Below are 23,471 nucleotides of genomic sequence, written 5' to 3' on the forward strand. Positions count from 1 at the left end.
TCCACCCCCACCTCCCGGCGGACACTAAGCGCCCCAACGCCAACGCCAAGACCCTCCTCGCCGTACGCGCGCGCACCCGCGAACCCACCCCGAGGCCGGTCACCCTTCAGTCCGGCAGGGCTTGGCCGGACCGGACGAGCACGAGGTCAGATGTCGCTAGGCCGTTTACCTCCCTGTCGGCTTGGCGGTGCTCGCGGAACAAGGCTTTGGGGGTCTGCTCTTGGTCGGGTGGAGGCGGTCGGGCAACGAGCCTTAGTTGGGACAGCTGTGGTGGGGTGAGTGAAAGGGCCTTCACGTTCTGAGGACGGGGATGCCTGGGGTGGGTGGTGCGGCTGCCGGTGAGGGACGTGCGGGTCCTTCTCGGATTCTTCGGCACGAATGGCCTTCCTGCTCGAGGGTGGAGTGGTTGCGGGGAAGGAGTGTTGTGGGTGGCTAGGAGCGGTCTTTGGCCAGAGGGGTGAGGCGCCAGCCTCCGTGGGTTCGTTCTACGAAGCCGCCTGCGGCGAGGAGGCCTAGTTTTGCGTTGACGGCGGGCAGGTCCAGGCCTGCGCGTGCGGCGAGCTGGGCGGGGCCTGCGGCGCCGCGGGCGGGCAGGGATTCGAGGACTGTTCGTGTGATCGGGTCCAGGCGGTCGCGGGGGAGTACGGGGTCGCGCGGTGGGGGAGCCAGGTCGGCGCCGAGGCGGCCGAGGGCCTCGATCACTTCTTCGGGGCGTGTGACGAGCAGCGCGGGTGGTGAGTCGCGCAGCAGTCGGTGGCAGCCTTCGGACGCGCCGGACGTCACCGGGCCGGGGACGGCCATCACCTCGCGGCCGAGGCGTCGTGCCCAGGACGCGGTGTTCAGCGCTCCGCTCCGCCACGCGGCCTCGACTACGACCGTGCCTCGCGTGAGCGCCGCGATGACCCGGTTGCGGACCAGGAAGCGGGACCGGCGCGGCGTCGTTCCGGGTGGTGACTCGCTCACCAGCAGACCGCGGCTCGCCAGTTCGGCGAACAGTCCTTCATGTAGGGCGGGATAGGGGATGTCCACGCCGTTGGCGAGGACCGCGAGCGTCGATCCGTCGGCGGCGAGCGCGCCGCGGTGCGCCGCCGCGTCGATGCCCAGCGCGCCGCCGGAGACGATCGTCCAGTCCTTCTCGGCGAGGCGCGCGGCGAGTTCGGCGGCGATGCGCGTTCCGTACGGCGTGGACGCTCGGGCGCCGACCATCGCGACCGACCGCAGACACCCGTTGCGAAGGTCACCGGGGCCCCGCAGCCAGAGCGCGTAGGGACGTTCGTCGCCGAGGTCCTCCAGCGTCGTCGGCCACTCGGGATCGCCGGGGCACACCAGCCGGACGCCGAGCTGTTCGGCGATCGTCACGTCCGCTTCGGTGTCCACGGTGGGCAGGCGGCGCCGCCAGTGTTCGAGCCGCGTCGCCGCCTTGTCCTTCTCTTCGCGGGTCTGCGCGATGCCGTCGGGGAGCGTCCCGTCCCGGATCGTCGCGAGCGCGCCCGGCGGTCCGCTCCAGTCAATGAGGCGGTTGAGCAGGCGGTCCCCGGGCTCGGCGAGGGCCGTCAGCGCGGCTCGTGCGATGCGCTCGTTCATGTGCCGTGTCCCATCCGTAGTGCCAGTGCTCCGCCGACGTCGTCGGCGTCGGGCTCGTCGCGGTCCGCCAGGTCCGCGATCGTCCACGCGACGCGCAGGACCCGGTCCATGCCGCGCGCGCTGAGGCTTCCGTTCTGCAGCGCGTCGTCGATCGCGCGCATGGCGTCGGCGGACGGTGTGAAGCGGCGCCGCAGTTCGGGTCCGGGAATCTCGGAGTTCGAGCGCCACGGGGTGTCCGCGAGGCGCTTGGCGGTGCGGTCCCGTGCCGCCGCCACGCGGTCGGCGACGACCTCGCTGCTCTCGGCGAAGTCCAGGTCGTAGCGGAGCTCGGCGCGACTGGCGGGCGAGAGTTCCAGCTTCAGGTCGACGCGGTCCAGCAGTGGCCCCGACAATCGCGTCTGGTACTTGCGGCGCAACGCGGGCGCGCAGGTGCAGTCCCGCCGGTGCGCCGCCGCGCACGGGCACGGGTTGGCCGCGAGGACCATCGTGAACCGTGCGGGGAACCGCGCCGTCCCTTCCGCTCGGGCGATTCGCACTTCGCCGTCCTCCAGCGGCTGCCGCAGGACGTCGAGGACGCCCTGCTTGAACTCCGCCGCCTCGTCGATGAACAGGACCCCGCGGTGCGCGAGCGACGCGGCTCCCGGCTGGAGCGAGCGGCCTGACCCGCCGCCGGCCAGTGCGGCCTCGCTCGCGGTGTGGTGCGGCGCGTGGAACGGCGGACGGGTGATCAGTGGTTGCCCGGGCGGCAGGGTGCCCGCCACGGAGTGGATCGCCGTCACCTCCAGTGCGGCGTCCTGTTCCAGCGGTGGAAGAAGGGTCGGCAGCCGTTCGGCCAGCATGGTCTTCCCGCAGCCCGGCGGCCCGGAGAAGTAGAGGTGATGACCGCCGGCAGCGCTGATTTCCAGCGCACGGCGCCCCTCGGCCTGGCCCCGGACGTCCGCGAGATCCACGCTCGGACGCCGATCGGGCGGGCGCGCCGGCATGCCGTTCGGGACGGCCGGGAACGACTCCGCTTCTTCGGGCGGCGGCGGTTCGTCCCGCAGGACGGCGAGCAGCCCCCGCAAGGTGTACACCCCGATGACCTCCAGGTCCGGCACCAACTCCGCCTCGGCCTGGTTCGCCTTCGGGACGACCGCGGTGCGGCAACCGCCCTTCGCGGCGACCAGCAGGGCGGGCAGGATGCCCGGGACGGAGCGGACACGGCCGTCGAGCCCCAGCTCCCCGATGACGACGAGATCCGCGCACGAGCGCGGCGGAACCGCCTCGGCGGCGGCGAGCAGCACCAGCGCGATCGCCAGATCGAAGAGCGAGCCGCGTTTCGGCTTACTCGCGGGGCAAAGGGAGACGGTGACATGGCGGTTGGGCCATTCCTCGCCCGAATTGAAGATCGCGGCGCGGACGCGGTCGCGCGACTCGCTCAGCGCGGTGTCGGGCAGGCCGACGAGATGCATGCCGGGAATGCCGCTGGTGATCGCGGCCTCGATGTCCACGACGAAACCCTCGACGCCGAGGAGGGACACCGATCGTGTTCTGGCGAGCGTCATGAAAACTCCTTGATCTTGTAGGGGAACCGGCGAACTTGATCGCGGAATCCGCGCAACCGGGCCTGCGAGCAACCGCAAGACCGTCCGCGAAGCTGCGGCGTGGGGCCTGACACCCCGCGACAGACCGCATGGGGTGTGGCGCCCCGCGACAGACCGCGCTCCGAGAAAATCCCCACACGTGGCCTGCCGCGCGGCTTGCACACCTAGGCCCCGCACAAGGCCCGGCCCGTAGCTCAGCGCCGGGCCTCAGCGCCGGGCCTCAGCGCCGGGCCTCAGCGCCGGGCCTCAGCGCCGGGCCTCAGCGCCCGGCTCAGCGCCCGGCTCAGCGCGTTGACGCAGGGCGCCGACTCAGTGCCTGGATTCGCGCTGCGCTGCGCGTTGGACGTCGCGCTTCGCGTTCGGTCCGCGAATCACGCTCGAACTTCGCCCGCGGACGCGGTCCGTATGTGCGGGCCCGCGTGCCCAGACGTCGTGCGTGATCCTGTCTGGACTGGGCGTGGTCTTGGTGCGTGTGAGGGCGGGTTGTCAGGGCGGCATGGCCGTGCGCTGATGGGGGTCGTCGTTGGACGGGACGGGCGAGTGCATCAGCAGATCTCTTGGACGTGGTCGATCAGGAAGCCGTCGTCGTCCGCGCGCAGCAGGCCGAGGACGTCGATCCGGACCTGCGTGATGGGCACCTGGTGCTCGGCGGCCCAGCGCTGGGTCAGGCGGCGCAGCCGTTCGGCTTTGCCGGCCGTGATCGCTTCCAGCGGATGGCCGAAACGCGCTCCGCTGCGCGTCTTCACCTCGCAGACCACGTAGCGCCGCCCGTCGTGGGCGATGATGTCCAGCTCGCCTTCCGAGCACCGCCAATTGCGGTCGAGGATGGTCCAGCCGAGTCGCGTCAGGTGCCGCACGGCGGCGACCTCTCCGCGTGCTCCCAGAACGTGCGCGGCATTGGTCTTGGTTGGCATCGCTCTCACCTCCGCCACCGACCCTTCCGAATCCCGCGCAGGGTCTCGAATAGAAAATGATTCTGGGGATAACTCGGCCCTGAGGTGGTCGAAATATAGGTCTATGAGTGGGATTGGACGTCGCGTGTGATGCGGCACCCGGCAAGGCGGTGGGGGATGGTGTCGGCGCTTGCAATCGGTGGCCGGAAAGTTCAGCGTGGGCCTGTGACGACCGACGACGAGGCTGGACCGCTGGACCGGGAGCTGCGGGAGTTCGAGCGCCATCTCCGCTCCGAGCGCGGACTGTCCCCGCACACGCTGCGCGCGTATCTCGGCGATCTTCGCGACCTCGCCCGGCACGCCGACGCGGTGGGGCTCGGTGGCCCGGACGAACTCGGCGTCGCCGTCCTGCGCGCCTGGCTCGCGCGGCAGCACGCCGAGGGCATGTCACGGGCGACGCTCGCGCGGCGGACGGCCGCCGCCCGCTCCTTCACCCGCTTCCTGCACCGGAAAGGCGTCCTCGCGGAGGACCCGGGCGTGCTGCTCGGCACGCCGCGCCTGACCCGGGAACTGCCTTCGGTGCTGTCCCAGGACCAAGCCGCGCACCTACTGGACACGGTGGACGCCGAAGGGCCGGAGGGATTGCGGGACCGGGCCATCCTAGAGGTCTTCTATGCGACCGGTGTCCGGGTGAGCGAACTCTGCGGCATGGACGTCGGCGACCTCGACACCGGACGCAGAACCGTGCGCGTCATCGGCAAGGGCGACAAGGAACGGACGGTCCCGATCGCGGAGACCGCCGTCCAGGCGGTAGAGGAGTGGTTGCGCGTGGGACGTCCCGTCTTCGCCGCCGAGCACAGCGGCGACGCGCTGTTCCTCGGAGCGCGCGGCGGACGGCTCCACGCGTCGATCGCGCGCCGGATCGTCCACGCGCGGATCGCGGCGGCCGACGACGTCCCCGACCTCGGTCCGCATGGGCTGCGGCACAGCGCCGCGACCCATCTGCTGGAAGGCGGCGCCGACCTGCGCAGCGTCCAGGAGATCCTTGGGCACTCATCGCTCCGGACGACCCAGCTCTACACGCAGGTGTCCGTCGAACGCCTCAAGAAGGTCCACCGGCAGGCACACCCGAGGGGCGCGGCGGACTCGTGATCGTTCCCGGCGGCCTGCGCGGGCTCGCCCGGGATCGCAGTCCTCGCCATGGCGATCCCGAGAGCGCATCCCTCTCCCCGGCGGTCGTCCTCGAGGAGCTGTGCCGGCGGCGCGACGTTCCCGGCCTTCTCGCTAGCGGTTGTTGTTGCGCGCGGCTCACTCGTGGCGCGTCGCCGTGCGATGGGCCAACCACCGTCGTGCGGCTTCTAACGTGAGCCGCTCCGCCGAGGCGCTGGCGGAGCGGCACTTCGGCCAAGTCATGCCGGACGGTCGTCTACGTCATGCCGACCGGCTGCCCGACTGCGCTGCATCGCGCGATCGCGCTGCGCTGCACCAGCTGCACAAATGAATCCACGTGCCTCCGCTCGCGTGCCTCCGCTCGCGTGCCTCCGCTCGCGTGCCTCCGCTCGCGTGCCTCCGCTCGCGTGTCTCCGCACACGGGCCTCTTTTCACGCGAATCCACGGGACTCGGCGGCGCGGATGATGCCTGACGCTCAGCGGGCTCGGCGCAGGCGCCGCTCGCGGGCCAGGTCGATCACCTGGGCGGGGGCGCGTCGCCGGACGAACAGGCCCCGGAGCCGCACCTGCCGCCACACGAACAACAGAACGAACGCCAGGACCATCCCCGTCACCAACGCGCCCCCGGTCGTCGCCGCCCGCAGCCCGGCCCGGGTGGGACCGGCAGCCGCGACGGCGTCCGGCGTCCGAGGCGCCGACCAGCGCGGCAGAAGACGCACCCGCCGCTGCACCAGATCGAGCGGATTCAGGTACACCGCCCCACGCCGCAGCCCCCAGTGCAGGCAGGCCAAAGCGCAATGCGGCGGCACCACATCCTCGACGACGCCGATCCGCGACCCCGCCGAGACGACACCGCCCACCCGCACCGACGGGACGACCGGCAGATACGTCGTCCGCAACTCCCCATGGCTGATCGCGACGACGCCGCGCCCGGCGAGCCGCCCCGCGTACGACACCCGTCCCGCTCCGGCCGCGAACACGGGCAACCCGGGACGCGCCGCCAGATCGACCCCCCGATGCCCGGCGCCCCACGGAAGAGCCGGCGGCGAGAACCCCCACACGACCGCGGGAGCAGGCGGACCGAGCGGCCACCGCCACCCACCGGCGTCGGCCGGAGAGCCGGGCGACGCGGTCAGCAGGACCAGGAAGAGCAACGCGAACGAAGTCATGCCGCCGAGCCTGCCGAGCCCCCTCCCGCCCCCGCCACCGCAAGACCGATCTGTGGATAACCCGCCTCCCGACCCGGCTGATTCCACTCGCACGGCGCTCATCCCATAGAATCGAAATACGGCTGCGTGGGTCCAGACCCGGGCGGCCGAATCCACGCGCTCACACGTCACCTGGTTCCGAGAGCCGGTGGGGTGCGATCCCTCGGTCCGCCCAGCGCGGTGGGGTCGTGCCGGAGCGCAGACCTAACCGAACCGCCCGGGAGCACGACCCGGGCCTCAGGAAGGAACAACGGGACATGGCACCCGTCGTCACGATGCGGCAGCTCCTGGAGAGCGGCGTCCACTTCGGCCACCAGACGCGTCGGTGGAACCCGAAGATGAAGCGCTTCATCCTCACCGAGCGCAACGGCATCTACATCATCGACCTGCAGCAGTCGCTGTCCTACATCGACCGGGCCTACGAGTTCGTCAAGGCCACGGTCGCGCACGGCGGCACGATCCTGTTCGTCGGCACGAAGAAGCAGGCCCAGGAGGCCATCGCCGAGCAGGCCGCGCGGGTCGGGATGCCGTACGTCAACCAGCGCTGGCTGGGCGGCATGCTCACCAACTTCTCCACCGTCCACAAGCGGCTCACGCGGCTCAAGGAGCTGGAGGAGATCGACTACGACGACGTGGCCGGCTCCGGCATGACCAAGAAGGAGCTTCTCGGCCTGCGCCGCGAGAAGGACAAGCTGGAGCGCACCCTCGGCGGTATCCGCGACATGGCCAAGGTGCCGAGCGCCGTCTGGATCGTGGACACCAAGAAGGAGCACATCGCGGTCAACGAGGCCAAGAAGCTCGGCATCCCGGTCGTCGCGATCCTCGACACCAACTGCGACCCCGACGAGGTCGACTACCCGATCCCGGGCAACGACGACGCGATCCGCAGCGTCAGCATGCTGACCCGGGTCGTCGCCGACGCCGTCGCCGACGGCCTCATCGCCCGCGCGGGCGCCGCCTCCGGCGGCGACGAGAAGCCCGCCGAGGGCGCCGGCGCCGAGCCGCTCGCCGAGTGGGAGCGCGACCTGCTGGAGAACAAGGAGCAGGCCGCCGCCGAGCAGCCCGCGGAGCCGGCCGCCGAGACCCCGGCCGCCCCGGCCGAGGCTGAGGCCGAGGTCGAGGCCGAGCAGCCCGCCGCGCAGGCCGCCGACGGCGCCGCCGAGCAGTCCTGACGACCCGCGGTCCCCGGGAGCGATCCCGGGGACCGGTCGCCCGCAGTCCTTCCACCACACAGAGACGAAAGAACGATGGCTGACTTCACCGCCGCCGACGTCAAGCGGCTCCGCGAACTGACCGGCTCCGGCATGATGGCCTGTAAGAACGCTCTCACCGAGGCCGAGGGCGACTTCGACAAGGCCGTCGAGATCCTGCGGCTCAAGGGCGCCAAGGACGTCGGCAAGCGCGCCGAGCGCACCGCCGCCAACGGCCTCATCGCGCAGTACTTCCAGAACCAGGGCGACGGCGCCCTGCTGGAGGTCAAGTGCGAGACCGACTTCGTCGCCAAGAACGCCGAGTTCATCGCGCTCGCCGACCGGATCGTCGAGTTCGCGTCCACCAGCGGCGCCGCGGACGCGGCGGCCCTGCTGGCCGCCGAGATCGAGCCCGGCAAGACCGTCGAGGCCCTGGTCCAGGAGGCCAGCGCCAAGATCGGCGAGAAGCTGGAGATCGGCCGCCTCGCGCACTTCAAGGGCGCGTACGTGGCGAGCTACCTGCACAAGTCCGACCCGTCCCTGCCGCCGACCACCGGCGTGCTGGTCGAGCTGGACAAGGAGAACCCCGAGGTCGCCAAGGACGTCGCGCAGCAGGTCGCCGCGATGTCGCCGAAGTACCTCACCCGGGACGACATCCCGGCCGAGGCGATCGAGAAGGAGCGGGCGCTCGCCGAGCAGCTCACCCGCGACGAGGGCAAGCCCGAGCAGGCGATCCCGAAGATCGTCGAGGGCCGGGTCAACGCCTACTTCCGCGACTTCGTCCTGCTGGAGCAGGCGTTCGTCAAGGACGGCAAGAAGACCATCGCCAAGGTTCTGGGCGAGGCGGGTGTCAACGTCGTCCGATTCGCCCGCTTCAAGGTCGGCCAGGCCTAGGTCCCCGAAACAACCGGGACCGAGTATTTCAGGACGCGACAGGGAGGCCGCCGACGTGCCGGAGAAGACCACCACTGACACGGCGGCGGCCCCGCCGTCCGCCCATGCCCCGCGTGCGGGCTGGAAGCGCGTTCTGCTGAAGCTGTCCGGCGAGGCGTTCGCCGGGGGCGACCCGCTCGGGATCGACCCGGCGGTCGTCCAGCACGTCGCCGAGGCCGTCGCCGAGGCCGTCCGGGACGGCGTGCAGGTCGCCGTCGTGTGCGGCGGCGGCAACATGTTCCGCGGCGCGCAGCTCGCCGAACGCGGCATGGACCGGGGCCGCGGCGACTACATGGGCATGATCGGCACCGTGATCAACTGCCTGGCGCTGCAGGACTTCCTGGAGAAGCTGGGCCTCGACACCCGCGTCCAGACGGCGATCACGATGAGCCAGGTCGCCGAGCCGTACATTCCGCGCCGCGCGATGCGCCACCTGGAGAAGGGCCGCGTCGTGATCTTCGGCGCGGGCCTTGGCCAGCCGTTCTTCTCCACCGACACCACCGCCGCGCAGCGCGCGCTGGAGATCGGTGCGGAGGCGGTGCTGAAGGCGACGCAGGTGGACGGCGTGTACGACGCGGACCCGCGGAAGAATCCGGACGCCGTCAAGTTCGACCGCCTGGACTACGGTGAAGTCCTGCAGCGGGGACTGAAGGTCATGGACGCCACGGCCATCAGCCTGTGCATGGACAACGCGCTGCCCATCGTCGTGTTCGATCTGATGGGGCAGGGCAACATCGTCCGGGCCGTCCGCGGTGAGAAGATCGGCACACTGGTCAGCCCGGCGGACGGCTGACCGCGTACGAGCGGGACATTAACGGACGACCTAAGGTGAACCGGGAGTCGAAGTGATCGACGAGACCCTCCTCGAAGCCGAGGAGAAGATGGAGAAGGCGGTCGCGGTCGCCAAGGAGGACTTCCAGACCATCCGCACCGGACGCGTCACCCCCGCCATGTTCAACAAGATCACCGCGGAGTACTACGGCACGCCGACGCCGGTCAACCAGCTCGCGTCGTTCACGCTGCCCGAGCCGCGGATGGTCGTCGTCCAGGTCTTCGACAAGTCGTCGTCCGCCGCGGTGGAGAAGGCGATCCGCGACAGCGACCTCGGCGTGAATCCGACCAACGACGGCAACGTCATCCGCGTGGTGTTCCCCGAGCTGTCGGAGGAGCGCCGGCGCGAGTTCATCAAGGTCGCGGGGTCCAAGGCCGAGGACGCGAAGGTGTCCGTCCGCAACATCCGGCGGCGCGCCAAGGACACGCTGGAGAAGCTCGCCAAGGACGGCGAGGCCGGCGAGGACGACGTCCGTCGCGCCGAGAAGGAGCTCGACGACGCGACGCAGCGGTACGTGGCGCAGATCGACGAGCTTCTGGAGCACAAGAAGGCCGAGCTGCTCGAAGTCTGATGGACGTCGACAAGACCGGTGACCTCGTGACGACCCCGGCCGGGCCGGACGACGGAGACAAGGCGCCCGCGCCGAAGAAGGGCGGCGGGCGGAACCTCCCGATCGCGTTCGCGGTCGGGATCTCGCTCGGCGGGCTGGTCCTGGTCTCCCTCTACACCGTGAAGGAGATCTTCCTCGCGGTGATGATCGTGTTCCTGTGCCTGGGGGCGCGGGAGCTGGCCGACGCCCTCAAGGCGCGCGAGATCCAGGTGCCGTTCCCGCCGATCGTGGCGGGGATGGCGGCCTCGCCGCTGGCCGCGTACTTCTGGGGCGCGAGAGGACTGGTGGCGGTCGTCGCGCTGACCGTCCTCGCGGTGATGATCGCGCGGATGCTCGCGGGAAGCGACGGCTATGTCCGGGACATGACGGCCGGTGTGTTCGTGACCGGTTATCTCGTGCTGATGGGCGGGATCGTCGCGCTGCTGATGCGGCCCGACGACGGCGACCACCGGATCGTCATCTTCATCGCCACGACGGTCGCGAGCGACATCGGCGGGTACTTCGCGGGCACGTATCTCGGACGGCACAAGCTCGCACCGAAGATCAGCCCGAAGAAGACCTGGGAGGGCGTCAGCGGTTCGGCGCTCACCTGCATGCTCGTCGCGACGTGGCTGCTGTGGTGGCTGCTGGACGACCACCGGGTGTGGCCGGGCGTGCTGGTCGGGCTCGCCGCCGTCGTCACCGCGACCGTCGGCGACCTCATGGAGTCGGTGATCAAGCGCGATCTCGGCATCAAGGACATGGGCAACCTGCTGCCGGGCCACGGCGGGGTCATGGACCGGCTGGACTCGCTGATCGCGACCGCGCCCGTGGTGTGGCTGCTGCTGGAGCTGTTCGTCCCCGCCTGATTTCTGTGGCCTGCGGGTCAGGAAACTATCCAGGACCGTCCCTGCTGGGCGAGCCGGCGGATCAGCGCCTCCGAGCCCTCGTTCTTGGCGTAGCGGTGCTCCTCCCCGGTGATGGGGACGAGCCACAGCCACTGGACGGGGTCGCCGTCGAACGACAGGCCCGTCAGGCCGGACGGGACGGGCCCGGCGAGGCGGCTCGGGTCGTCCAGGAGCAGGACGCCCTCCCATGCCGTGTCCTCGCCGCCGAGCGGGAATGTCCGGGCCTCGTGGTACCACTTGACCACGTCGCCCGGGGCGAACCACGTCACCGAGCGCCAGGGGTACTGCGCCAGCCACGGGAAGATGCTGCCCGCACGCCGGGTGGGGAGGGAGGTCGCCACCGCGAGTTCGATGCGCGCGTGCGGGGAGACGTCGTCCTCGTACAGCTCGATCGTGGGCATCCGCTGCCGGCTCATCCCGACGGTGCTCAGCACGGCGTGGTCGCGGCCGTGCTGCGGGGGACGCTCGCTGAGCCCGACCGTGGGGGCGGTGCCGCCGCCGGTGAGCCCGCGTCCGACGTCGTGCCAGTAGTGCCCGCCGGGGCCGAGGCGCTGCAGGAGGTGGCCGAGCACCGACTGCTGGAAGTCGGCCCAGGACTCGTCGGACGCCACGTCGTCCCAGTGCCGCCGGGCCCGCTCGATCCTGGCCTCGAACGCGTCGATCTCGTCGCTCAGCGGGAAGGCGTACGGGCTCTGCGCCGTCGCGTCACGGCTGTAACCGGGGATGCCGCGGCCGATGTCAGACCAGCCGGGGATGACGAACAGGAGCGCGCCGTCCTCCAGCACCGCGACGCCGTCGCCCTCCTCGAACCAGACGACCTCCAGGTCGTCGGCGGCGAGCGGGTCGCGTCCCGCGCGTGACCGGATGTGCGTGGCGGGCATGAGCGGGGCGGATCCGGCGTCCAGGCGGACCTGGTCGGGGCTCGCGGGTGCCTCTTCGTGGTTGGCGACCCAGACGGCGCCGACCACCTTGTCCTGCTTGTCCAGAAGGGACGCCGAGGTGACGATCCCGTCGCTCTGGATCACGAGCCGACGGGCGCCGTACGGGCTGGTCTCCGTCCGGACGGCCCCCGCCGTCGTGCGCCGCGCCGAAGCGGATCCCCTGCGCAATACCGACATGATCGAGACCTTAGCCCGCCCGGAGGCCCGCGGGTGCCGGAACGTGACCGGTCCCGGCCGTTGGCACGGCCTTTCCCGGCGGGGCGGGCGATGGCGCGGGCATCGGCGCGCGTTTGCGACACTGGGAGGACCATGTCTTCCCTCACCGAACCCTCCGGCGAGTCCGCCGCGCCCGCGAAGACCCCGGCCAAGCTGGTGTTCGCCGCGCCCCGGCGGGCCAGGCCGCCGCGGCACCTCGCCGACCTCAGCCTCGCCGAGCGCCGCGCGGCCGTCGCCGAACTCGGCGAGAAGCCGTTCCGCGCGGACCAGCTCTCGCGGCACTACTTCGCGCGCCTGGTGAACGACCCGGCCGAGATGACCGACCTCCCGGCGAGCGCGCGGGAACGGCTCGCGGGCGAGCTGCTGCCGCCGCTGCTGGACTCCGTGCGTGAACTGGCCTGCGACGACGGCCGAACGCTCAAGACGGTGTGGAAGGCGTTCGACGGCGTCCTGTTCGAGTCCGTCCTGATGCGTTACCCGGACCGCGCCACGATGTGCGTCTCGTCGCAGGCCGGATGCGGGATGAACTGCCCGTTCTGCGCGACGGGCCAGGCCGGGCTGACCCGCAACCTGTCCACCGCCGAGATCGTGGAGCAGGTGGCGGCGGGGGCGCGGGCGCTCGCGCGCGGACGCGTCGCGGGCGGTCCGGGACGCGTCTCCAACATCGTCTTCATGGGGATGGGCGAGCCGCTGGCGAACTACAAGGCGGTGCTCGGCGCGGTCCGGCGCATCACCGACCCGGCGCCCGCGGGCCTCGGGATCTCCCAGCGGTCGGTGACGGTGTCGACGGTCGGGCTCGTCCCGGCGATCGAGAAGCTGGCGGCCGAGGACCTGTCCGTCCGGCTCGCGGTGTCGCTGCACGCGCCGGACGACGAGCTGCGCGACGACCTCGTCCCGATCAACAACCGGTGGAAGGTCGCCGAGGTGCTCGACGCGGCGTGGGCGTACGCCGAGCGCAGCGGCCGGCGCGTGTCGATCGAGTACGCGCTGATCAAGGACGTGAACGACCAGGCGTGGCGCGCCGATCTGCTCGGACGGCTGCTGCGCGGGCATCTCGTCCACGTCAACCTCATCCCGCTGAACCCGACGCCGGGGTCGAAGTGGACGGCGTCGCGCCCCGAGGACGAGCGGGAGTTCGTCCGCCGGCTCGAAGCGCACGGCGTCGCGGTCACGGTGCGCGACACGCGCGGACGGGAGATCGACGGGGCCTGCGGGCAGCTCGCCGCACAGTCGGGCTGACGCATCGGCCGCCGGTTCTGTCGCGCCACTGGCCGGATGCGGTCAGCCTAAAAACGGTGACGGGCACCTTGAAGAATTGTCAATGAGCCCAAAGTGGGGCTTGTTTCCCCAGGTCATGGGCCATGTGACGAATCTCGTTCGGTGGCCGTCCGGGCCGTCCGGGGGCGGTGAAAACGCCGTGCCGGAGCCGTCCGCATGCGATCCGCGTGTAACGCCTCACAGATCGTGGGTTTGCCCATGAACGGCCGCCGCCGAGATCCGTGAGTTCGCTTGCACGGGTGGTCCGCGTCACGCAAGGCTGTTCCCGTCGCCCGCTCGGACGACGGAAAGTGGTGTACGGGGCCACCGCTGAATCAGGCGAACACTGCTGAGGAGCCGGATGACGGCGATAGCGAGAAAGCGCCTGCCTGTGGTGATGCGCGGTTACGACCGCGCCCAGGTCGACGCTTTGTTGGAGCGGATCACCCGTGCGCTGCGGGGCGAGAGGACCATGGCCGCCGACGAGGTGCGCGCGGCCCGGTTCGACGTCGTCGTGCGCGGATACGACCGGCGCGCGGTCGAGGCGCTGCTCGTCGAGTGCGCGACGGAGCTGGGCGGCGGACCGGCCTCGGGTTCCGGCCGGCCCCGCCGCGCCGTGATCGAGCCGGCCTCGCTGGTGAAGTGGATCCACAACATCCGGTTCACGGGCCATCGGGTGCGCGGCGGCTACGACGTGCGCGACGTGGACGCGTTCCTCGACCGGGTCATCGCCGGGCTGCAGGGGGCGAAGCCTCCGCTGTCCCCGCATGACGTGCGGGAGACGAAGTTCCCGGCCGTCCGGCTGCTGCCGAGCTACGACGAGCAGGAGGTCGACCGCTTCCTGGCGCAGCTCGCGGACGCGCTGGAGACTCACTGAGTTATCCACAGGTTCGGCGGGCGCTTGGCGGAGGGTGCTCGGCTGCTGAACGCTGAGTGGCATGGACCACATCACCGCTCAGCGCCGGCGGCTCGGCCGGCTGTTCTCCCTGCATCTCGTCCCCGAGGTCGTGGCGATCGTCCTGTCCCTGGCGCGGCCCGCGCTGCGGCTCCGCGCCGGGGCGGGGACGGCCGTGCGGTTCGGCGGCGCGCCGTCCCTGCCGCCCGGGGTGCTCCCTCCGGTGTCGGACGGGCGCCCGCTCGACCACCTCGCGACCCTGGACTGCGCTGCACTGGCGCCGGTCGCGCGCCTGCCGGGCCTTCCGGCGAACGGGTCGGCGTCCTTCTACTTCCGGGGCGCGCCGCCGCGCCCGTGGGGACGTCCGGAGGAACGCGACGGCTGGCGCATCTTCACCGGCGCCCTGGCCGTGGGGGACGAGTCGTCCGCGCCGTCACTCTCGTTCGGCGTCATGCCGTTCCTGTCCCTGCCCTCACCCCGCGAGCCGGTCGTCCGCAGCCTGGACAAGGTCTACGTGGGCTTCGCACCCGTCTACGAGGAACTGCACAAGGCGTGGCACCGCAGCCTCTGGTACGACGAGCCCGCGCACCAGCTCGGCGGCTGGCCCGCCCTGGTCGAGGACAGCGGCTTCCTGCGCCGTCCGGACGGCCCCGACGACCGGCAGCTCCTCCTCCAGCTCGACAGCGACCCGCGCCTGGCCTGGTTCTGGGGCGAGCCCGGCCGCCTGTTCTTCCACAGCGCCACGAACGACGACCTGACCGACGCGTGGCTGACCGTCCAGTCCGACTACAACCCCCGCCCCCGCCGCCGGAAGAAGACCACTAGCTGACCCTACCCAGCACACGACCGACCAAACCAACCAACCGCAAACCCCCGTCTACCCCCGCCCCTCAAGCCGACCCAAGCCAGCCAGTCTCCCAACCACCGGCCACGAACACGGCAAGCAGCCGATGCCAAGGCCCGAAAGGACGACCGATGACCCATAACCCGACCCGCACGCCGTACATCTTCACCGCCACCCATGGGACCGCCAGGACCGACGCTCCAACGTCAGAGACGCGAGGCCCGACGTAACACCGCACACCCCGTCCGGCGCAGTCGCGCATCGGACCGGGCTATCACCGGACGTCGCGCAGACCTAACACGTCGGGCAACCGTCATCCCCGAGCACGACGCAACGCCGCGCGGGCAATCCATACGCCGGCACACACAACGAAGGATTGCCTGCGCGGCGACGGACCCAGGGCGCAACGAGCCTGCACGAGCCGTCCGGGCGGCACAAGGCTTCCCACGGCGACGACTCACGGCGACGACTCACGGCGACGCGCCACGGCCGCCACGCGCCACGGCCACGCGCCACGGCCACGCGCCACGGCCACGCGCCACGGCCACGCGCCACGGCCACGCGCCACGGCCACGCGCCACGGCCACGCGCCACGGCCACGCGCCACGGCCACGCGCCACGGGCCACGGCCGCCACACGCCACGGCCACGGCCATGCGCCACGCGCCACGGCCACGGCCCACGGCCCACGGCCACGGCCACGGCCACGGCCCACGGCCCACGGCCACGGCCCACGGCCACGGGCCACAGCCACGGCCATGCGCCATGGTTGTGAGCCACGGGTACGGGCCCCGGGTACGAGCCACAGGCACGGACACGAGTACGAACCGCGGGCACGGATACAGGGCTGGGCGAGGCTGGCACGACCCTGCGTAGCGGCCTCCGGCCGGTGCCGACTCGTACGTATGAGGACTCCGCGGCCAAGCACGCCACCACTAGTCATCCGACGCGCCGCTGATCTGGGAAGGAGCATTGAGTCGCGCGAAAGGTGCATCGCGCGATGCCTGGCAGAGCAAGGACGTGCGCGCAGGCAAGCGCAGGGCTTGCTTCGCCGGAGGCTCGCGCCGCGGCGGTTCAACTGGTCAAGGCATCTAACAGGTGCCGATTCGGCCGTTGGCTGTTGCCCGTTGGCTGCTGCCCGCTGCCCGCTGCCCGCTGCCCGCTGGCCGCTGGCCGCTGGCCGCTGGCCGCTGGCCGCTGGCCGCTGGCCGCTGGCCGCTGGCCGGTGGCCGCTGGCCGGTGGCCGCTGGCCGGTGGCCGCTGGCCGGTGGCCGCTGGCCGGTGGCCGCTGGCCGGTGGCCGCTGGCCGCTGGCCGCTGGCCGTTGGGCGCTGGCCGTTGGGCGCTGCCCGCTGGGCGGTGGCCGGTGGCCGGTGGCCGGTGGGTGCTGCCTGTTGGGCGGTACCCGTTGGGCGGTGGGTGCTGGCCGTTGGGCGGTGGGCGCTGGGCGGTGGCCGGTGGCCGGTGGCCGGTGGGTGCTGCCTGTTGGGCGGTACCCGTTGGGCGGTGGGTGCTGGCCGTTGGGCGGTGGGCGCTGGGCGGTGTGCGCTGGTTAGTTGTTGGGTGGTTGTGGCGGGAGGGTGGGTGTGGCGTTGGTGGGCGGGTGTGGTGGGGGGTTGGGGGTGTGGGCTTGCGGGTGGGTTGGGGGTGGGTGTGGCTGGTTGGTGTCTCCCCGTGTTGGCGGGGTTCGGCTACGGTGGTAGTCCACGGATCATGACGAGGATGCCGCCACCGTGAATCTGCAGGAGATGATCGTTTACCGGGACTCCCGGTCGCGGGTCATCGACAAGTATCTGATGTCGTATGAGGGTCGGGTCATCGCGGTGCGTAAGCATCCGGCGGTGCTGTTGCCTGCTGCGTCCGGCGCGGTGGGGTCGTTGTTGGTTTGTGCTGCGGTGTCCGCGTTCACTGGGCTTTGGCTCGTGTGGTGGTTGTGGTTGTTGTCGCTCGGGCATCTTGTCTGGCGTGTTCTTGGGTGGTCGATCGACTTCTTTCTTGTTACTGAGCATCGGGTCATGGCTGTTTCGGGGATTTTGAATCGGAACGTTGGGATGGCTCCGCTCAGCAAGGTCACTGACATCACGTTGGAGCGGACTCCGCTTGGGCGGATCCTCGGGTATGGGGACTTCGTTCTGGAGACCGCCGGGCAGTGGCAGGCGCTCAAGGCGGTTGGGTATGTTCCGTATCCCGAGCAGCTTTATCTTGAGGTGTCTTCGGTGATCTTCGGGGCGGTGGACGGCTCGCCGGACTGATCGTCCTTCTCTCGGTCGGGCGGGCTTGCCGCCCTTCTTCCGGGTGCGTATGGGGTTGCGCTGTCGGGTCGTGTGGGCCGCCGCGTCGTGGCTCGATGTCGAGGTGGTCGCGGCGGGCGCTCTTGTTTCGCGGGATGTCACGCCCTTGTCGGTTCTTCTCTCGGCTGGATGAGAGGGTGCGGGCGCGTGAGGCGTCTGTGAGTGACCGGCGCCGCGCCCCGGGGGCGTCGCCGGGGCGCGGCGGACGGGTGGTGGCGGAGGCGGGCTGTGGGCGGGGACGGGCTGGAGACGGTGGCGAGGGCGGGCTGCGGCGGTTCGTTTGTCGTGGCTGACAGCTTGCGGACGTTTACGCGGTCTCGTGGTTGGTTGTGCTCGTCGCTCGTCGCTCGTCGCTCGTCGCTCGTCGCTCGTCGCTCGTCGCTCGTCGCTCGTCGCTCGTCGCTCGTCGCTCGTCGCTCTCCGGTGCTGTGGGGCGGGCGGCGGCGCAATTGGGCTCGTGGCGACGTCGCTGGGCTCGTGGCGGCGCGCTGGGCCGTAGCGTCGCGCCTGAGCCGTAGCGTCGCGCCTGGGCTCGCGGTGGCGTCGCCGGGCTCGCGGTGGCGTCTCTGGGCTCGAGGTGGCGTCGGTAGGGTGCGCGGTGCGCTCGTGCTGGGCGGCTTGCGCGTGCAGGGGGTGGTGTGCGGCCTGTGCGGGGGCGGGCGGCTGGGGTGGCTTATGGGTGCTGGGGCGGGTGCTCGGGCCGCGTGGGTTGGGCGGCTGGAGCTGCTGGGGCGGTGTTATTTGGGTGGGGGTTCGACGGGTTGTGAGGGTTTCTGGGTGCTTTGCTGTTCGGTCTCTTGGGAGCGGGCGGTGCGTTGGCTTGTTGGGGTGGGGTGGTGGGTTCTCTTGGTGCGTGTCCGTCTTGGGGGAGTTGGGGTTATGGGTTGGTTGTGAGAAAGACCGTGAATGGGGCGTGGGTCGTGTCCTCGCCCGTTGGGGTGGCGGTTGCGGCCTGGGCGTGGAGGTCGCGCTCGGCGCGGTCCAGGGCGGTGCAGAGAATGAACTCGGGTACGGTCCACCCGAGAAGTGCGGCGGCCTCGCTGAGCACCACGTGTTGTTCGGCGGAGAGGCGGAACTCGACGGACTCGTCGGGGTGGAAAGCGGGAACCGACTCGGACATGGCCGGTCTCCTTCCTGGCAGCACCAAAATACGACGGGTGAATGACAGGAGCCAATCCCCGCCAGGACACCGTGCGGCGATTCAAGGGATACGTGCGTGGCCGGGTCGCTGACCGCCGGATCGTGTGCCCGCGGGCGTGGCCGCTCTCGTCCTTCCCCCTGCCGCCGATGGCTTCGGCACTGCCTTCCCCGTCATGCCGCCGTCATGCGCGTTTCCCCGTCCTGACAACGTTCGGGGGGTGCTCCGAGATCCCGGCTCGTCTTGGTCGGCGTTTCTTGTGCTGGGGCCTGGTCGGCGGGGTCAGGGGTGGTTCAGGGCGGTGCTCAGGCGTTCGGCGTATTCGGCGGCTTCGGCCTCGGACGCGTACCTGTGGCGGGGCCAGAAGAAGCCTCGCAGGCCGTCCTTCGGGTTGCGCGGGACGACGTGGACGTGCAGGTGCGGGACGCTCTGGCTGATCCGGTTGTTCTCGGCCACGAACGATCCCGCCGCGTCCAGGGCCGTTTCCATCGCGGCGGCCAGCCTTCTCGCGTGGGCGAAGAAGGGGCCTATCTCTGGTTCCGGGAGGTCGATCAGCGTCTCGTAGTGCGTCCTCGGCACGAGGAGCGTGTGGCCTTTGAACAGGGGGCGCGTGTCCAGGAACGCGACCGCGTCGGGTGCGTCCAGGACTCGGTGGGCGGGTCGCTCTCCCCGGATGATCTCGCAGAACACACAACCGCTCATGATCCGGATTCTCCGCCTTCGCGTGCTCCGCCGCCCGCATCCACGCCGGGGCTGGACCATTGTGGGAGCTGGTGGTTGTTGCGGACGCGGACGGTCGTCGGTGCGGGCTTGATGATCCGCTTACGCGGGCGTCGTTAGCGTCCGGGGACTATGCGCCTCGATGACGTCGGCTTCCGCTACCACCGGCGCGGTCCGTGGATTCTTCGCGACGTGACGCTCGAACTGGCTCCGGGACGGGTCGTCGAGGTGACCGGCGCGAACGGCGCGGGCAAATCGACGTTCCTGCGCTTGGCGGCCGGGCTGCGGCGGCCACGGCGCGGGAGGGTGACCGGGCGTCCCGGCCGCATCGGCTACGCGCCGGAACGGTTTCCTGCCGCTCAGCCGTTCACCGTCCGGGCCTATCTGACGCACATGGCCGCGCTGCACGGACGGCGGGGCGACGTCGTCCGTACTTGGTCGGAACGGCTCGGGTTTGCTCACCTTCTGGATGTCCGGCTGTCCGAGCTGTCGAAGGGAAGCGCTCAGAAGGTCGGGCTGGCGCAGGCGCTCCTGCACGAGCCCGACCTGCTGATCCTGGACGAGCCGTTCGCCGGGCTCGACGCGAGGACCCGGGACGAGCTGCCCGCGTTGATCGCCGAGCGGGCCGCCGAGGGAGCGACCGTCGTCGTCAGCGATCACCAGCGCGTGCTCGGCCCGATCCGCGACCGGGACCGCCTCCTGGTGGCCGATCGGACGATCAGCGTCCTCGGCCCTCCCGAAGCCGGGGAGGTTCCCCGCGACTGCGCGACGATCCGGTCCTCCGGAGCCGGGGAGGTTCCTCGCGACTGGGCGACGATCCGGTCCTCCAGCGTCGGTCCTCCCGGAGCCGGGGAGGACCGAGGACGGTTCGCGCGGCTTGAAGTGACCGTCGAGGTCGCCGAGGCGAAGGAACTCGAAGAAGGGCTGCGCGCGGCGGGCCACCGGGTGCGGAGGTTGCCGTGATCGCCCTCGTCCGGTTCGTCCTCAGCGGCTATCTGCGCTCGTCGCGGATCCTCTACGCGCTGGTCCCGGCGCTGCTGCTCGTGCTCGTCGTGCTCACCCAGGGGCCCTCCGGCCCGGACACGGGCGCGCTCGGCGACGTGCCGGCCTTCCTGTTCCCGCTCTGGGCCTGGACGGCGCGCACCCTCATCGACACCCAGCCGGACGGTCAGCGCGACCTGGCGGCGCTGGCCGTCCGGCAACGCCACGTCGCCGATCTCGCGGCGGCCCTGCTCGCCAACCTCGCCCTCGGCGCGTTCGTGCTCGTCGTGCCGATGGCGCAGGCGATGAACGCGGGAGTGCCGGCGGAGGCGATGCTCACCGGGGCCGCCCTCGCGGCGCTGGCCTGCGCGGCGGCGACGGCTCTCGGCGCGTGGACGGCCCGCGTCGTGCTGCCCAGCCCGGCGGCCGGGCTCGTCAGCCTGCTGGCGCTGCTCACCGCCGCGATCCTGCTGGGGCTCGGCAGGCTGCGCCCGCTCGCCGTCCCCGTGCTCGCCTGGGAGAAGGCCGCCCACGACGGCGCGGACGTCTTCACGCGAGCGTTCCCCGGAATCGCGCTCCACCTCGCCCTGTGGACGGCGGTCGTCGCCGCCGCGTACCTGGTCGCCGTCCGCGCGCGTCCCTGATGGTCTTGTGCCGACGGGGGACGGGACGGAAGATGGGCGCATGAACGGCACGCAGGAGTCGTTGCCGCGCGGCGCCCGGGGGTCCGGCGGCGAGTTCGTCCCCGACGTCACGGGCCGTCCCGTCTGGCGGCTGCTCCTGCGCGGGCTCGGCGTGTACCTGCCGGGCTGGCGACCGCCCGCCGGGGCCGTGCGGGTGCCGGACGGCGGCGCCGGGCCGCCCGCGTTCCGCACCGAGGACGGGTTCGGCGTGCAGCTCGCAAGGCGGGCACGGGGGCTGGAGCCGGACCGGGAGATCTTCGTGCGGGGCCGCGACGATCCGAGCTTCGGGATCGTCATCGCGGGCCCCGCCGAGGCCGCCGGGACGCGCATCGTGGACGCCCGGGCGCTCGTGCGGTTCGCGCGCCGCCTCACGTTCGAGGAACTCGTCCGCGCCGACGACGCCGACTCGGTGCCGTACGCCGTGCGCGCCGCCCGCGCGGTGGAGAACGTCGTCCTGCTGGACCGGGCGGCGGGCGTCGGGCTGTGCGCGGAGGTGGACGTCCGGACGGGCATCCCGTCGTGTCCGGTGTTCCTCAGGATCGGGCCGCCGCACGACCGGACGGTGCGCGCCTACGCCCTCGCGCCCCAGGCCGTCAGGTCCCAGACCTGATGCGGCGGCAGGAGCCGTAGGCGCTGCGCGGCGGCGGCCGGGTCGAAGTACAGCTCGTCGTTCTCCAGCTCCAGGCCCTGGTCGGGCGTCAGGACGGCGCACAGCAGCTCGTCGCGCGTCCGGACGGCCAGCAGCGGCCCGATCTGCGCGACCGCGCCCGTGCACTCGAACACCGTGCGCAGCAGGGCTTTGAGCGCGGCCTCGTCCTCGGGCGCCGGGCCGGTGGGGCGTCCGCCCGAGCGCAGGTCCGCGCCGGTCGAGATCAGCAGCGCGGTGAACGTTCCACCGAGGTCCTCGACGCGGCGCCCGCCGAAGAAGTAGCGGCGGCGCTCGGCGGCGTCGGCGCGGAACCGGACCTCGAGACCGCTCGCGCGCACGGCCCGCTCGTACACCTCGGCGAGGATGTCGCGGACCTGGTCGTCGCGGGTCCAGAGGCGTCCGGTGGCGCGGACGGGCGCGGCGGCGGGCGTGCGGCCGGTGACCGCGCCCGCGACGGCGTCGTCCAGTTCGCCCTCGGTGAGGCGGAGGAGTTCGGCGACGACGTCCTCGACCTCCTCCAGCGTCCGGGTCAGCGTGCGCTGGAGGTCGAGGATCTCGCCGCCGCCCCGGGCGAGGTCGGCGAGCCGGTCCAGCGCGGTGTCGACCTTGCCCTCGACGACGCCGGTCCCGGCACGGTCCAGCGCGCGCACGGCGCCCTCCACCTCGCCGAGCTTGCGGCGCAGCGCGGCGAGCGTGACGCGCTGCTGCTCCAGGTCGTGCATCCGGCCCGCCTGCGCGCGGACGTACGCCTCGGCCTGCCGGACGAGGTCGGCCAGCTCGGCGACCCGCCCGGCGGTGTCGTTGACGCGCGTCTCCATGCCGGGCAGGACGTCGCGCTGGACCCGCGCCAGCTCGGCGGTGAGCTGCTCACCGACGGTCGCGAGCGCGTCGTTCTGCCGGGTGACCTGGTCCTGGAGGGCGTCGATGCGCCGGACGTACGCGCGCTCGCGGTCGCGGCCCTGCCGTCCGGCGTACAGCTCGAGAGCCCCGACCGCGACGCACATCATCACCAGGACGATGGTCGTCATGCCGCTCCCTCGGAACCCGGTTGATGGTCGCGACGCTAACGATCTTGAGTGACGTCCGGTACTTACGGAACAGCCTCATAACAGTGACCGTTAAGTCGAAAAGGTCCGTGGTATTAGTCGCAGCCCTCGAACTGTGGCACGGTCGTCGTCGCGCGCAGCCCGACCGGACCGAACCAGGTCCGCAGCAGGCGCGCGGCCGTGCCGTCCTGGTACATCGTCGTGATGGCCTTGTTGACGGCCTCGCAGCCGTCGATGTCCGCGCTGTTCAACCCGACGCCGTACGGCTCGTCCGAGATCGGCGCGCCGACGATCCGCAGCGGCGCGCCCCCGTCGCGGGCCGCCTGCGCGGCGAGCCCGGCGAGGATGAGGTCGTCGGTGGAGACCGCGTCCAGCTCCCCGGACCGCAGTTTCGCCAGGCACGCGCCGTAGGTGTCGGCGCGGACGGACACCGCGGCCACGCCGCGCTCGCGCGTGACGCGCGGGAACGACACCGAGCCGGGCACCTCGCACAGCCGCCGGCCCTTGAGGTCCCGGACGTTACGGATGCCGCTCTCGTCCTTGCGGACCAGGATGTCCTGGTGCGCCACGTAGTACGGCCCCCCGAAGATCACCTTCGTCTTGCGCTCCGGCGTGATCGAGTAGCTGGCCACGACCATGTCCACCGCGCCGGACCGCAGCACGCTCTCGCGCGTCGCCGACGTGATCGGCTTGAACGTCACCGTCGTGACGCCGAGGCGCCGCGCGATCTGCCGGGCGACGTCCACGTCGAAGCCGCTGTAGGTGCCGCCGGTGCGCAGGCCGAGGCCCGGCTGGTCGGCGTTGACGCCGACGACCAGCGCGTCCTTGCGGGTGATCGAGTCGCCGTCGGCGCCGGCCACCCCGCAGCCGGCGAGCGCGGCACCCGCCGCCAGGACGAGCGCCGTGATCCGCATCTGTCTCC

Annotated in this window: 22 protein-coding genes; 13 read left to right on the forward strand and 9 right to left on the reverse strand. The window is 71.5% G+C overall.

Going from position 1 to position 23,471, the window contains the following annotated elements; all coding sequences use genetic code 11:
* Positions 1-432 precede the first annotated feature (432 nt).
* The 3 genes from dprA to GQ466_RS05735 form a co-directional block, all read right to left on the reverse strand.
* A complete protein-coding gene (dprA, locus tag GQ466_RS05725) occupies positions 433-1,584 on the reverse strand; it encodes a DNA-processing protein DprA (RefSeq protein WP_161101669.1) in 1,152 nt (383 codons plus the stop codon).
* Entirely contained in the window at positions 1,581-3,128 is a 1,548-nt protein-coding gene (locus GQ466_RS05730) for a YifB family Mg chelatase-like AAA ATPase (protein WP_161101670.1), read from the reverse strand. The genes dprA and GQ466_RS05730 overlap by 4 nt, the downstream gene beginning before the upstream one ends.
* A gap of 584 nt (positions 3,129-3,712) precedes the next feature.
* Complete coding sequence (locus GQ466_RS05735) at positions 3,713-4,081, reverse strand: YraN family protein (RefSeq protein WP_161101671.1); 369 nt, start codon at positions 4,079-4,081, stop codon at positions 3,713-3,715.
* A 204-nt stretch (positions 4,082-4,285) separates the two neighbouring features.
* Here GQ466_RS05735 and GQ466_RS05740 point away from each other — a divergent pair, with 204 nt between their 5' ends.
* A complete protein-coding gene (locus tag GQ466_RS05740; protein ID WP_337193333.1) occupies positions 4,286-5,212 on the forward strand; it encodes a tyrosine recombinase XerC in 927 nt (308 codons plus the stop codon).
* Between the two features lie 494 nt (positions 5,213-5,706).
* Here the strand turns inward: GQ466_RS05740 and GQ466_RS05745 are convergent, their stop codons facing one another.
* Positions 5,707-6,399 (reverse strand): murein hydrolase activator EnvC family protein, encoded by a 693-nt coding sequence (locus tag GQ466_RS05745; RefSeq protein ID WP_202419981.1) that lies wholly within the window; start codon positions 6,397-6,399, stop codon positions 5,707-5,709.
* A 296-nt stretch (positions 6,400-6,695) separates the two neighbouring features.
* On the opposite strand from GQ466_RS05745, the gene rpsB reads away from it, so the two are divergent.
* The 5 genes from rpsB to GQ466_RS05770 all read left to right on the forward strand — a co-directional run bounded on the left by rpsB (position 6,696) and on the right by GQ466_RS05770 (position 10,851).
* Positions 6,696-7,610 carry a 30S ribosomal protein S2 gene (rpsB, locus tag GQ466_RS05750; protein WP_161101674.1) on the forward strand — a complete coding sequence of 305 codons (915 nt, stop codon included), beginning with the start codon at positions 6,696-6,698 and terminating at the stop codon, positions 7,608-7,610.
* Positions 7,611-7,685: 75 nt separating this feature from the next.
* Positions 7,686-8,522 carry a translation elongation factor Ts gene (gene tsf, locus GQ466_RS05755; RefSeq protein WP_161101675.1) on the forward strand — a complete coding sequence of 279 codons (837 nt, stop codon included), beginning with the start codon at positions 7,686-7,688 and terminating at the stop codon, positions 8,520-8,522.
* Positions 8,523-8,577: 55 nt separating this feature from the next.
* A complete protein-coding gene (gene pyrH, locus GQ466_RS05760; RefSeq protein WP_161101676.1) occupies positions 8,578-9,354 on the forward strand; it encodes a UMP kinase in 777 nt (258 codons plus the stop codon).
* Between the two features lie 52 nt (positions 9,355-9,406).
* Positions 9,407-9,964, forward strand: coding sequence for a ribosome recycling factor (frr, locus tag GQ466_RS05765; RefSeq protein WP_161101677.1), 558 nt, complete (start codon positions 9,407-9,409; stop codon positions 9,962-9,964).
* The gene (locus GQ466_RS05770) at positions 9,964-10,851 is read left to right on the forward strand and encodes a phosphatidate cytidylyltransferase (RefSeq protein ID WP_161101678.1); all 888 of its coding nucleotides are present in this window, start codon (positions 9,964-9,966) and stop codon (positions 10,849-10,851) included. Before frr ends, GQ466_RS05770 begins: the two co-directional genes overlap by 1 nt.
* A 17-nt stretch (positions 10,852-10,868) precedes the next feature.
* Here the strand turns inward: GQ466_RS05770 and GQ466_RS05775 are convergent, their stop codons facing one another.
* The gene (locus GQ466_RS05775; protein ID WP_161101679.1) at positions 10,869-12,008 is read right to left on the reverse strand and encodes a suppressor of fused domain protein; all 1,140 of its coding nucleotides are present in this window, start codon (positions 12,006-12,008) and stop codon (positions 10,869-10,871) included.
* A gap of 132 nt (positions 12,009-12,140) precedes the next feature.
* On the opposite strand from GQ466_RS05775, the gene rlmN reads away from it, so the two are divergent.
* From rlmN to GQ466_RS05795, 4 genes are all read left to right on the forward strand, one after another.
* A complete protein-coding gene (gene rlmN / locus GQ466_RS05780; protein WP_161101680.1) occupies positions 12,141-13,286 on the forward strand; it encodes a dual-specificity RNA methyltransferase RlmN in 1,146 nt (381 codons plus the stop codon).
* A gap of 379 nt (positions 13,287-13,665) precedes the next feature.
* Positions 13,666-14,181, forward strand: a complete 516-nt coding sequence (locus GQ466_RS05785) for a DivIVA domain-containing protein (protein ID WP_161101681.1) — start codon at positions 13,666-13,668, stop codon at positions 14,179-14,181.
* 61 nt (positions 14,182-14,242) lie between these two features.
* Positions 14,243-15,028, forward strand: coding sequence for a DUF1963 domain-containing protein (locus GQ466_RS05790; RefSeq protein WP_161101682.1), 786 nt, complete (start codon positions 14,243-14,245; stop codon positions 15,026-15,028).
* A 1,746-nt stretch (positions 15,029-16,774) separates the two neighbouring features.
* On the forward strand, positions 16,775-17,293 hold the full coding sequence (locus GQ466_RS05795; protein ID WP_337193334.1) for a PH domain-containing protein: 519 nt from the start codon (positions 16,775-16,777) through the stop codon (positions 17,291-17,293).
* 916 nt (positions 17,294-18,209) lie between these two features.
* Here GQ466_RS05795 and GQ466_RS05800 read toward each other — a convergent pair.
* Together GQ466_RS05800 and GQ466_RS05805 are read right to left on the reverse strand one after the other, a co-directional pair.
* On the reverse strand, positions 18,210-18,452 hold the full coding sequence (locus GQ466_RS05800; RefSeq protein WP_161101683.1) for a type II toxin -antitoxin system TacA 1-like antitoxin: 243 nt from the start codon (positions 18,450-18,452) through the stop codon (positions 18,210-18,212).
* Positions 18,453-18,752: 300 nt separating this feature from the next.
* Complete coding sequence (locus GQ466_RS05805) at positions 18,753-19,172, reverse strand: HIT family protein (RefSeq protein WP_161101684.1); 420 nt, start codon at positions 19,170-19,172, stop codon at positions 18,753-18,755.
* Between the two features lie 150 nt (positions 19,173-19,322).
* On the opposite strand from GQ466_RS05805, the gene GQ466_RS05810 reads away from it, so the two are divergent.
* From GQ466_RS05810 to GQ466_RS05820, 3 genes are read left to right on the forward strand one after another with little or no spacing between them, the layout of a single operon-like run.
* Complete coding sequence (locus tag GQ466_RS05810) at positions 19,323-20,153, forward strand: ATP-binding cassette domain-containing protein (RefSeq protein ID WP_161101685.1); 831 nt, start codon at positions 19,323-19,325, stop codon at positions 20,151-20,153.
* The gene (locus GQ466_RS05815; RefSeq protein ID WP_161101686.1) at positions 20,150-20,815 is read left to right on the forward strand and encodes a hypothetical protein; all 666 of its coding nucleotides are present in this window, start codon (positions 20,150-20,152) and stop codon (positions 20,813-20,815) included. Before GQ466_RS05810 ends, GQ466_RS05815 begins: the two co-directional genes overlap by 4 nt.
* 40 nt (positions 20,816-20,855) lie before the next feature.
* Positions 20,856-21,464, forward strand: a complete 609-nt coding sequence (locus tag GQ466_RS05820; protein ID WP_161101687.1) for a hypothetical protein — start codon at positions 20,856-20,858, stop codon at positions 21,462-21,464.
* Here the strand turns inward: GQ466_RS05820 and GQ466_RS05825 are convergent.
* Together GQ466_RS05825 and GQ466_RS05830 are read right to left on the reverse strand one after the other, a co-directional pair.
* A complete protein-coding gene (locus tag GQ466_RS05825; RefSeq protein ID WP_161101688.1) occupies positions 21,425-22,531 on the reverse strand; it encodes a hypothetical protein in 1,107 nt (368 codons plus the stop codon). The two genes, GQ466_RS05820 and GQ466_RS05825, sit on opposite strands and share 40 nt — an antisense overlap.
* Positions 22,532-22,644: 113 nt before the next feature.
* Positions 22,645-23,463 (reverse strand): glutamate ABC transporter substrate-binding protein, encoded by an 819-nt coding sequence (locus tag GQ466_RS05830; RefSeq protein ID WP_161101689.1) that lies wholly within the window; start codon positions 23,461-23,463, stop codon positions 22,645-22,647.
* Between the last annotated feature and the right edge of the window lie 8 nt (positions 23,464-23,471).

The sequence above is a fragment of the Actinomadura rayongensis genome (genome assembly GCF_009831215.1).
Classification (GTDB): domain Bacteria; phylum Actinomycetota; class Actinomycetes; order Streptosporangiales; family Streptosporangiaceae; genus Spirillospora; species Spirillospora rayongensis.

What these genes read in the sequence shown, in the direction of transcription:
- dprA (WP_161101669.1), bottom strand. Translation starts at nt 1,584, where the DNA reads ATGAACGAGCGCATCGCACGAGCCGCGCTGACGGCCCTCGCCGAGCCC.
- GQ466_RS05730 (WP_161101670.1), bottom strand. Translation starts at nt 3,128, where the DNA reads ATGACGCTCGCCAGAACACGATCGGTGTCCCTCCTCGGCGTCGAGGGT.
- GQ466_RS05735 (WP_161101671.1), bottom strand. Translation starts at nt 4,081, where the DNA reads ATGCCAACCAAGACCAATGCCGCGCACGTTCTGGGAGCACGCGGAGAG.
- GQ466_RS05745 (WP_202419981.1), bottom strand. Translation starts at nt 6,399, where the DNA reads ATGACTTCGTTCGCGTTGCTCTTCCTGGTCCTGCTGACCGCGTCGCCC.
- rpsB (WP_161101674.1), top strand. Translation starts at nt 6,696, where the DNA reads ATGGCACCCGTCGTCACGATGCGGCAGCTCCTGGAGAGCGGCGTCCAC.
- tsf (WP_161101675.1), top strand. Translation starts at nt 7,686, where the DNA reads ATGGCTGACTTCACCGCCGCCGACGTCAAGCGGCTCCGCGAACTGACC.
- GQ466_RS05770 (WP_161101678.1), top strand. Translation starts at nt 9,964, where the DNA reads ATGGACGTCGACAAGACCGGTGACCTCGTGACGACCCCGGCCGGGCCG.
- GQ466_RS05775 (WP_161101679.1), bottom strand. Translation starts at nt 12,008, where the DNA reads ATGTCGGTATTGCGCAGGGGATCCGCTTCGGCGCGGCGCACGACGGCG.
- rlmN (WP_161101680.1), top strand. Translation starts at nt 12,141, where the DNA reads ATGTCTTCCCTCACCGAACCCTCCGGCGAGTCCGCCGCGCCCGCGAAG.
- GQ466_RS05785 (WP_161101681.1), top strand. Translation starts at nt 13,666, where the DNA reads ATGACGGCGATAGCGAGAAAGCGCCTGCCTGTGGTGATGCGCGGTTAC.
- GQ466_RS05790 (WP_161101682.1), top strand. Translation starts at nt 14,243, where the DNA reads ATGGACCACATCACCGCTCAGCGCCGGCGGCTCGGCCGGCTGTTCTCC.
- GQ466_RS05800 (WP_161101683.1), bottom strand. Translation starts at nt 18,452, where the DNA reads ATGTCCGAGTCGGTTCCCGCTTTCCACCCCGACGAGTCCGTCGAGTTC.
- GQ466_RS05805 (WP_161101684.1), bottom strand. Translation starts at nt 19,172, where the DNA reads ATGAGCGGTTGTGTGTTCTGCGAGATCATCCGGGGAGAGCGACCCGCC.
- GQ466_RS05810 (WP_161101685.1), top strand. Translation starts at nt 19,323, where the DNA reads ATGCGCCTCGATGACGTCGGCTTCCGCTACCACCGGCGCGGTCCGTGG.
- GQ466_RS05820 (WP_161101687.1), top strand. Translation starts at nt 20,856, where the DNA reads ATGAACGGCACGCAGGAGTCGTTGCCGCGCGGCGCCCGGGGGTCCGGC.
- GQ466_RS05825 (WP_161101688.1), bottom strand. Translation starts at nt 22,531, where the DNA reads ATGACGACCATCGTCCTGGTGATGATGTGCGTCGCGGTCGGGGCTCTC.
- GQ466_RS05830 (WP_161101689.1), bottom strand. Translation starts at nt 23,463, where the DNA reads ATGCGGATCACGGCGCTCGTCCTGGCGGCGGGTGCCGCGCTCGCCGGC.